The 6,410-nt window shown below is 56.3% G+C and carries 9 protein-coding genes; 2 read left to right on the top strand and 7 right to left on the bottom strand.

Features of this window, described 5'->3' with window-relative positions; genetic code table 11:
* Positions 1-457: 457 nt before the first annotated feature.
* From ACSQ3J_RS31035 to ACSQ3J_RS31065, 7 genes are all read right to left on the bottom strand, one after another.
* On the bottom strand, positions 458-1,345 hold the full coding sequence (locus ACSQ3J_RS31035; protein ID WP_436041128.1) for an alpha/beta fold hydrolase: 888 nt from the start codon (positions 1,343-1,345) through the stop codon (positions 458-460).
* 169 nt (positions 1,346-1,514) lie between these two features.
* Positions 1,515-2,030, bottom strand: coding sequence for an ASCH domain-containing protein (locus ACSQ3J_RS31040; RefSeq protein WP_436041129.1), 516 nt, complete (start codon positions 2,028-2,030; stop codon positions 1,515-1,517).
* Positions 2,031-2,094: 64 nt separating this feature from the next.
* Entirely contained in the window at positions 2,095-2,553 is a 459-nt protein-coding gene (locus ACSQ3J_RS31045; RefSeq protein ID WP_436041131.1) for an N-acetyltransferase family protein, read from the bottom strand.
* A 90-nt stretch (positions 2,554-2,643) separates the two neighbouring features.
* Complete coding sequence (locus tag ACSQ3J_RS31050; protein ID WP_436041133.1) at positions 2,644-3,168, bottom strand: GNAT family N-acetyltransferase; 525 nt, start codon at positions 3,166-3,168, stop codon at positions 2,644-2,646.
* A 13-nt stretch (positions 3,169-3,181) separates the two neighbouring features.
* Positions 3,182-3,358, bottom strand: a complete 177-nt coding sequence (locus tag ACSQ3J_RS31055; protein ID WP_436041135.1) for a hypothetical protein — start codon at positions 3,356-3,358, stop codon at positions 3,182-3,184.
* The gene (locus tag ACSQ3J_RS31060) at positions 3,355-3,765 is read right to left on the bottom strand and encodes an acetyltransferase (RefSeq protein WP_436041137.1); all 411 of its coding nucleotides are present in this window, start codon (positions 3,763-3,765) and stop codon (positions 3,355-3,357) included. Before ACSQ3J_RS31060 ends, ACSQ3J_RS31055 begins: the two co-directional genes overlap by 4 nt.
* Before the next feature lie 36 nt (positions 3,766-3,801).
* On the bottom strand, positions 3,802-4,386 hold the full coding sequence (locus ACSQ3J_RS31065; protein WP_436041139.1) for an NUDIX domain-containing protein: 585 nt from the start codon (positions 4,384-4,386) through the stop codon (positions 3,802-3,804).
* Positions 4,387-4,407: 21 nt separating this feature from the next.
* On the opposite strand from ACSQ3J_RS31065, the gene ACSQ3J_RS31070 reads away from it, so the two are divergent.
* A complete protein-coding gene (locus ACSQ3J_RS31070; protein WP_436041143.1) occupies positions 4,408-4,971 on the top strand; it encodes a DeoR family transcriptional regulator in 564 nt (187 codons plus the stop codon).
* Between the two features lie 444 nt (positions 4,972-5,415).
* Positions 5,416-6,207, top strand: a complete 792-nt coding sequence (locus tag ACSQ3J_RS31075; RefSeq protein WP_436041141.1) for a hypothetical protein — start codon at positions 5,416-5,418, stop codon at positions 6,205-6,207.
* Positions 6,208-6,410: the final 203 nt, after the last annotated feature.

Below are 6,410 nucleotides of genomic sequence, written 5' to 3' on the forward strand. Positions count from 1 at the left end.
CGAGGAACGTCCTCACTCGGCGATCGGATATAACGTCCCGATCGACCTGCATAATCCCGGCGGCGCAACCAACCCGCCATCGTGATCAGAGCCGGAAAACTCCAGCTTCCGGCGGTCCAAGGTTTGGTCCCAGAGCAATCAGAGTAACGGACTCTACCAAAATTTGGAGGAAGTTTAGGGGCTCAGGTCAGCACCAACGGACCGGGGGAACATTGCCATCGACCTTGGACCATTGATGGTCCCCGTATCCATTGCGATTGGGAGCATCCGGCGTCGCGAAAGCCGTGGCGGGCAGTTGAGCATCCACGATGATGCGAGAGGCACGAGCTCTCGGCTGACGCGCTGATGCCGTGGCGGAAAATGATGAGGGGCGATGCGGACATTCGATCTCGGTCTCAGGAAAACACACCGAGGGCGCTCGACGCGTCGGCACCTCGGCTTCAGACAAAGCTCTCACTCAATGTGCCAGAAGCTGTTGCAGGATCTCCTCTGCCTTCGTCCACAGAAGCGAACTTCCCTTTTCGTTCTCGATGAATAGTCTGGCACGAGGGATTCGTGTTGCCATAGTCTTACCGAAGTCAGGCGAGTGGACGGGACTGGTGTCCATGCGGCCGTACCAAAGGTCTACTGGAACGCGCAGGTCTTCCAGCCGGAAGGGCCAAGGGCTCCACGTGTTGACGACGTCGCCAACATAGCCTCCGGAGCCTTGGGAAAAGCCCTCATCCAGGCAGCGACGATAGGCTGAGGCGAAAGCTTCCCCGCCGAAAGCCCGCTGGTCCTGTTCAGAACTCATCGACATGATCATGGACCAGAGCCACTCTGGATTAGCCATCTTCATGTTCTGCGTAAAAGCTTCAGGATCCTGACGAAGCCCGTTGATCATCCCGATCACTTTGGGGTCAAGTTTCTCAAACGTGGGAGGATGAGAGAAGTCATCCTGTCCGGCAACGATAGCGATAGCGCGGACATCCTCTGCAGATGCAAGCTGAAGCGCGAACGGGCCCCCTTGCGAGAAGCCAACCGCAACTGCATCTTGAAGTTCTTGCTGCCGCACCAGTTTGGCGACGTCATCTGCCCAAGTCGCAAGCGTTCTTCCGGGATCGTCGTCCGAGCGACCGAGGCCAGGCCTGTCGATCGCAATCAGCCGCGCTCCAAGATCGTGAAGATCAGCCTCTGCGAAGCCCAGGCTGCCGCTCATGCCTGCTCCGGTGCAGAACAAGACGGGCCGCCCATGGATCGGCCCCCACTCGGACCATGCAAGATGCCGCCCATCGCGTAAAACGATGTTGTCCTGACGCTGGGGTGGGTGCGGCACGAGTGCGGCGGTTGAGTGCTGTTGCTCCATCAATTGCCCTCATATTGCTCAAGAGATATGGCCGTCTAACAAAAGCGTTTCCTCTTCATTGGGCTCTTCAAGGCGAGCCTCCATGAAGTCGAACATCTGCCGAGTGATGGCGAAGGAATAGGTCGTGGAGGCGATGGAGAAACTTACCCTTTCCCCTCTCGAGATGCACCTATCGTTCGCCACGCGCGCTGACATAACGCTGCGCGTCCGGGCCTTCGCCGATCACCTGGCAAAGTTCATGTAGACACTCCGCCACCCGGATGCGCTCGCAAATGATTGGAGTCTTGCTCGTGAACGCGTTCCCGCTTCTCGCTGCAGAACCTTCGTACCAGTGCCCGATCTCTTGTCGAAACCACGTCAGGCTGCGGTCTCCTTCGCCGTAGGCGAAAGCGAAGTCTTCCGACACCTGGTCGAAGGATATGATTTCGATGGAGACAGTTTCCAGGATCGCCCGCGCCTTACCTTGCCCGTCCAGTAGAACGCTCAGTGCACCTTCGAATGGAAGGCAGCCGTCCGGGAAGTCCCAGAGCGGCGACGATGTTGCGGTCTTGATGCCCTCGATGATCACGCGTACGCCTTCGTCAGCGGAAGCCGGAGTGGAGCCTATAGACATCGGCCCGAAGGACTGGTCCTCCCTTCCCGGCATGACGTCGGCAATGATCTGGCGGCACTCATCGAAATCCATTCCGAATCCCTCTTCCATTCCATTTTAAGTCGCTCACCTAAATCGCGTCACCGGGGCGATTGGATTAGAGGTGCAGCTTGTATCCTATATGCGTCGGCTCAAAGCCTAGTCTGTCATAGAAGCGGTGCGCGTCGGGGCGCTGCTTGTCCGTCGTGAGCTGCATCAACACGCAGCCCTGTTCACGGCACCGGTCGATCGCCCACTTGAACATCACCTCACCGATGTTCTCGTTCCGCCTTTTGCTCGATACGCGGACGGCTTCGATCTGGGCACGTTTCGCTCCGCCGCGCGACAAGCCTGGAATGAAGGTCAACTGGAACGTCCCGACGATCTCGCCATCATCCTCGGCGACGCAGAGGAGCTGATTTGGGTCGGATTCGATATCAAGGAATGCCTGTTCGTACTTCGCATCGACTTCGGGCGCTCTGGCCTCCCTTGAAGCACCAAGCATGTCATCCGCGAGGAGTTCGACGATGGCTGCAAGATCGCCTTCAACCGCCCGCCGGAATATCAAATTTATCATTCTTCTCCTCCATGGAAAGCAGCATAAGGGCTGATGGATCCGTCAGCTTCGCATCTACCTGAGCACCTCAATGATCGCCCCACTGCTTTCTCAGAGTTGCCGACGATAGCGCCAAATCACGCCATCTTCGACGTTCTCTATTGTCGCGATCTTGAGGAAACCGTTCTTAGCAAGGACCCGCTGCGACGGCACGAGTTCGGGCAGTGTGTCGGCGACGACAGTCTTGGCCCCTCTCGACAACGCGCTCTCGCATAGCAGGGCGACCGCTGCGCTAGCCAGCCCGCGGCGCTGAAGTTCAGGAACGACTGAGTAGCCGACCTCGACCTCTCCGTGGGGATCAGGCGCTCCTTTGTAGCCACAGATACCAGCCAGCATCAGACCCTCGCCAGCGTCCGCAACTATGTACCAGGAATTCCAGCCTTCGGCGTCAGGATCATCGTGCAGGGCAGTGCGAACCCATCTCCGCGTCTCCGCGTCGTTGAACATCGGCGGCCAGCTAGGTGGTGCCAAGACGCCAAGCAGACCTGCCAGCCTGTCACCCGAGATGTCCTCGGCATCCAGTAGCTCGGGAGATGCCGACACCAGTCTTATTCCGTCTGCCGCAAGCTCATGCATTCTCAGCCTCCGATCAGCTTCTGCATCTTGAAGCGAACGAATTCTTGTCCATCCCTGGCGACGTTTGCTGCTCGACCACATCGAAACCAAATTGCTCAAAGGTCGATCGGGCCGTCAGACTCAGGCCTGCGTGCAGTCGTAGGACAGCTTCTGCATCTCTCTTAGGGTCAAGCAGCAACAGATCCGTCATGACCGCCTCCAGCGCATATGCATGAGCGGATACGGGCGACCTGTGTCGTCGACATCGGAACGGCCGGTTACCTGGAAGCCCACCTTCTCGTAGAACTTCCTGCCGGAGCAGTTCTGCTCGTTTACATCCACTGTCGCCTCGTCGCGAGCTGCCAGGAAGTTTTTCAGAAGAAGGCGGCCTACGCCTTTTCCTCTGCTATCAGCATGAATGAACAAAGCGTCGACGTTGTCCTCTGTGGTGCCCATGAAGCCATGCGGGACATCCTCGTCATCGACGGCTACCACCAATGCTGCCGTTGGGAGATACGACTTCTCGACCACGATGCCGATATCCTGGAAGTCTCTCTCGGACAGGAAGTAGTGCGTCGCGAGCACGGCGCTCCGCCAGATCTCGAAGTTGCGTGCCAAGTCTTTGCTCGTGACTGGTCTCAAGGTGAACATCGGCTAACCTTTGAAGATGTGCAGGGCGGCATACTGCAGCAACATGATCGTCTTGCCGTCGCGGATGCGGCCATCGAGGATCATCTCAAGTGCGTCTTCGATGGTCGGCTCCAGCCGCTCGATGTCTTCCCCCTCCTCGGCGTTGCCACCGCCTTCGGAGACCTGATCCGCGGAGGAATAGGATCCGATGAAAAAGTGCAGCCGTTCGGTGACGGATCCGGGGCTCATGAAGGCATCAAACACCTGCCGGACATTGGAGACCCGGTAACCTGTCTCCTCCTCGACTTCCGCGCGGATCCGGTCCTCTGGACTCGCATCGTCGAGTAGTCCGGCCGGCGTCTCGATCAGCAGATCGTCGTGGCCGTTAGCAAAGGCCGGGTAGCGAAATTGCCGGGTGAGAAGAACCGTCCGTCGGTGCGGATCATAGAGCAGGATAGTAGCGCCATTGCCGCGGTCATAGGTTTCGCGGCTCTGTCGCTGCCATGTGCCATCGCTCCTGAGATAGCTGAATGTCGTCTTCTTTAACACGTACCAATCATCCGAAAGGGTCGTTACGTCCTCGACCCGCACTTTGTGAGCAATCGTCATTTGTCCCTCCGCTCAGTAATCGTGCACGATATTGCACGAGAATCTCATTCGTGCAATATACCGCATCAACAGCGGAGGCATCGCGATGCTAACCACGGAACGGAAGGCCCTAATCCTCGACACACTTGGCAAGGAGGCCGCGTCGTCGCCAAGGAATTCAGCCACAAGCTGAACCTGTCGGAGGACACGATCAGACGGGATCTTCGGGAACTGGCGGGTGAAGGTCTCCTGCAGCGCGTTCATGGGGGAGCCCTTCCGGCATCCCAAGCGCTGGCCGACCTCTCCACGCGACGCAAGGTTTCTGTCGCCGACAAGTGTGCTATCGCCAAGGCCGCCGTCGCAATGGTGAAGGAAGGGCAGATTGTCTTCCTCGACGGCGGCACAAATGCAGTCGCCTTTGCTCGCGCGCTTCCACTCGATCTCAGAGCCACAGTCTCCACTCGCTCAAGGTGTTCAATATCCTCATCTTTCAGCATCACTTCACCATCCGCAACTTTTTGTTGTCAATCCCGCCGGACAAAACCATTAGTGTTGGGTAGCCAAACTCGCGCGCATAAACTCTTCGAAGATTGCCCGCGTACTTGAATAAAGTAACCATGCACTCTCTATTTGCACGCTATTGCACGTTTCGACCCTTACCGCAAGCGCTTGACCAGTGAAATCGAAGGTCTCTTGCCTTCGTACATCTTGCCTTGTCATTAACAACAGCGGGACGCGGCTGGAGTCCGACTTACAGGGCGACGCCACCGGAAACCGTCTGAGAACAATTGGCTAAAATCCACGCAAGTCATTATTTCAACTTATAAATATTAGACTTATCCAGTTGTCTCTTTCGCAAGAAACTTTCTATGGGGTGAGCTACGGTCTGTGCGGCTGGTTATATGCGTTCATTGCCGGGACACTGATGTTTCGCTTGCATCGAGATCATTTCAACAAAAAACAAGGTTTGGCGTTAATAGGATTGCAAAGCGTGCCGATTCCGCTTAAGTGCCGATATGGAGATAAACGGGTAATATGGGTCATTAAAGTATGAATAAATTTCGGCGTGTTCTCGGTGCTGCGGTGGTCTTTGGTGGGATAACAATCTTGCTCATTGGCTTTCCCGACATGTTGGACCAAACCGCTGCCGATATCGTGAAGCCTAGGCAGGATCACTCCCGAAGTGGTGAGCCGTTGGACGAGAGTCCCGACGAGATGGAGGCCGCATTGGCGGTCGAGCGGGATTTGCAAGATGCCATGCAAAGCAACCAACAACAGCTATCGAAGCCGTTCTCTGATTTTTCAGAAGCTTATGAGTCAACGCTTCGCTCGCGGCATGATGCCGCCGCACTGCTTAGTAAGGACGTTCTTGTCCCAGGCGACTGCAATATCGGAGGACTTGAGAGTATCGCTATTGCTCCGGATGAGTTTGTACAGTCGAATGCGCTAAACCGAGGCAAAAATGATTTAGAGAATACTCGGACAAAATACGTAGAAGAAGGTCGTCGATACAACTTCATTTTCTCATCGGACCACCCCCCTAGCGGAACTAGCGAGGTGGTCGGACTGGTTGGACGGACGTTAGAGCACATAGAGGCGATCAACGCGGAGTACGCGATATTCTGTAACGAAGCGGAGCAAAGTATGCAGAAATTGCTCGGCTCAACAGACGCGCCAAGGATCACGAAAATCGCAGAGGGGCTCCAGAAGAAGCAGAGCGAAGCCTCTAATGAAGTTAAGGCGGCGGTTCTGGCAATGAATACTGCGGTGGATGCCATTGATGCAAATTTGGTGAATTGGCTTGCCGAACCGTTGCGCACGGCGCAGGCGCGGCGCAACTAGGTCGTGGTAGCCGCGGCGATTCACAGAAAGTTCTTCCAGGGACCGCCGCAGCGTAGAGAGTTCGCAGCGGTCGCTCACCGTCGATCACGCGCACCAGATGTTTTTAGGGAGGACTGGAAATCCACGGTAAGTTGACGTCAAACGTCCTCCGATAGCTTTTTTCGTTCCCCTCGAATGGAGTTTCCTCTGATTATTAAGGCTCG

It is taken from the genome of Rhizobium sp. LjRoot98 (assembly GCF_964252935.1).
Taxonomy (GTDB): domain Bacteria; phylum Pseudomonadota; class Alphaproteobacteria; order Rhizobiales; family Rhizobiaceae; genus Pararhizobium.

What these genes read in the sequence shown, in the direction of transcription:
- ACSQ3J_RS31035 (WP_436041128.1), bottom strand. Translation starts at nt 1,345, where the DNA reads ATGGAGCAACAGCACTCAACCGCCGCACTCGTGCCGCACCCACCCCAG.
- ACSQ3J_RS31040 (WP_436041129.1), bottom strand. Translation starts at nt 2,030, where the DNA reads ATGGATTTCGATGAGTGCCGCCAGATCATTGCCGACGTCATGCCGGGA.
- ACSQ3J_RS31045 (WP_436041131.1), bottom strand. Translation starts at nt 2,553, where the DNA reads ATGATAAATTTGATATTCCGGCGGGCGGTTGAAGGCGATCTTGCAGCC.
- ACSQ3J_RS31050 (WP_436041133.1), bottom strand. Translation starts at nt 3,168, where the DNA reads ATGCATGAGCTTGCGGCAGACGGAATAAGACTGGTGTCGGCATCTCCC.
- ACSQ3J_RS31055 (WP_436041135.1), bottom strand. Translation starts at nt 3,358, where the DNA reads ATGACGGATCTGTTGCTGCTTGACCCTAAGAGAGATGCAGAAGCTGTC.
- ACSQ3J_RS31065 (WP_436041139.1), bottom strand. Translation starts at nt 4,386, where the DNA reads ATGACGATTGCTCACAAAGTGCGGGTCGAGGACGTAACGACCCTTTCG.
- ACSQ3J_RS31075 (WP_436041141.1), top strand. Translation starts at nt 5,416, where the DNA reads ATGAATAAATTTCGGCGTGTTCTCGGTGCTGCGGTGGTCTTTGGTGGG.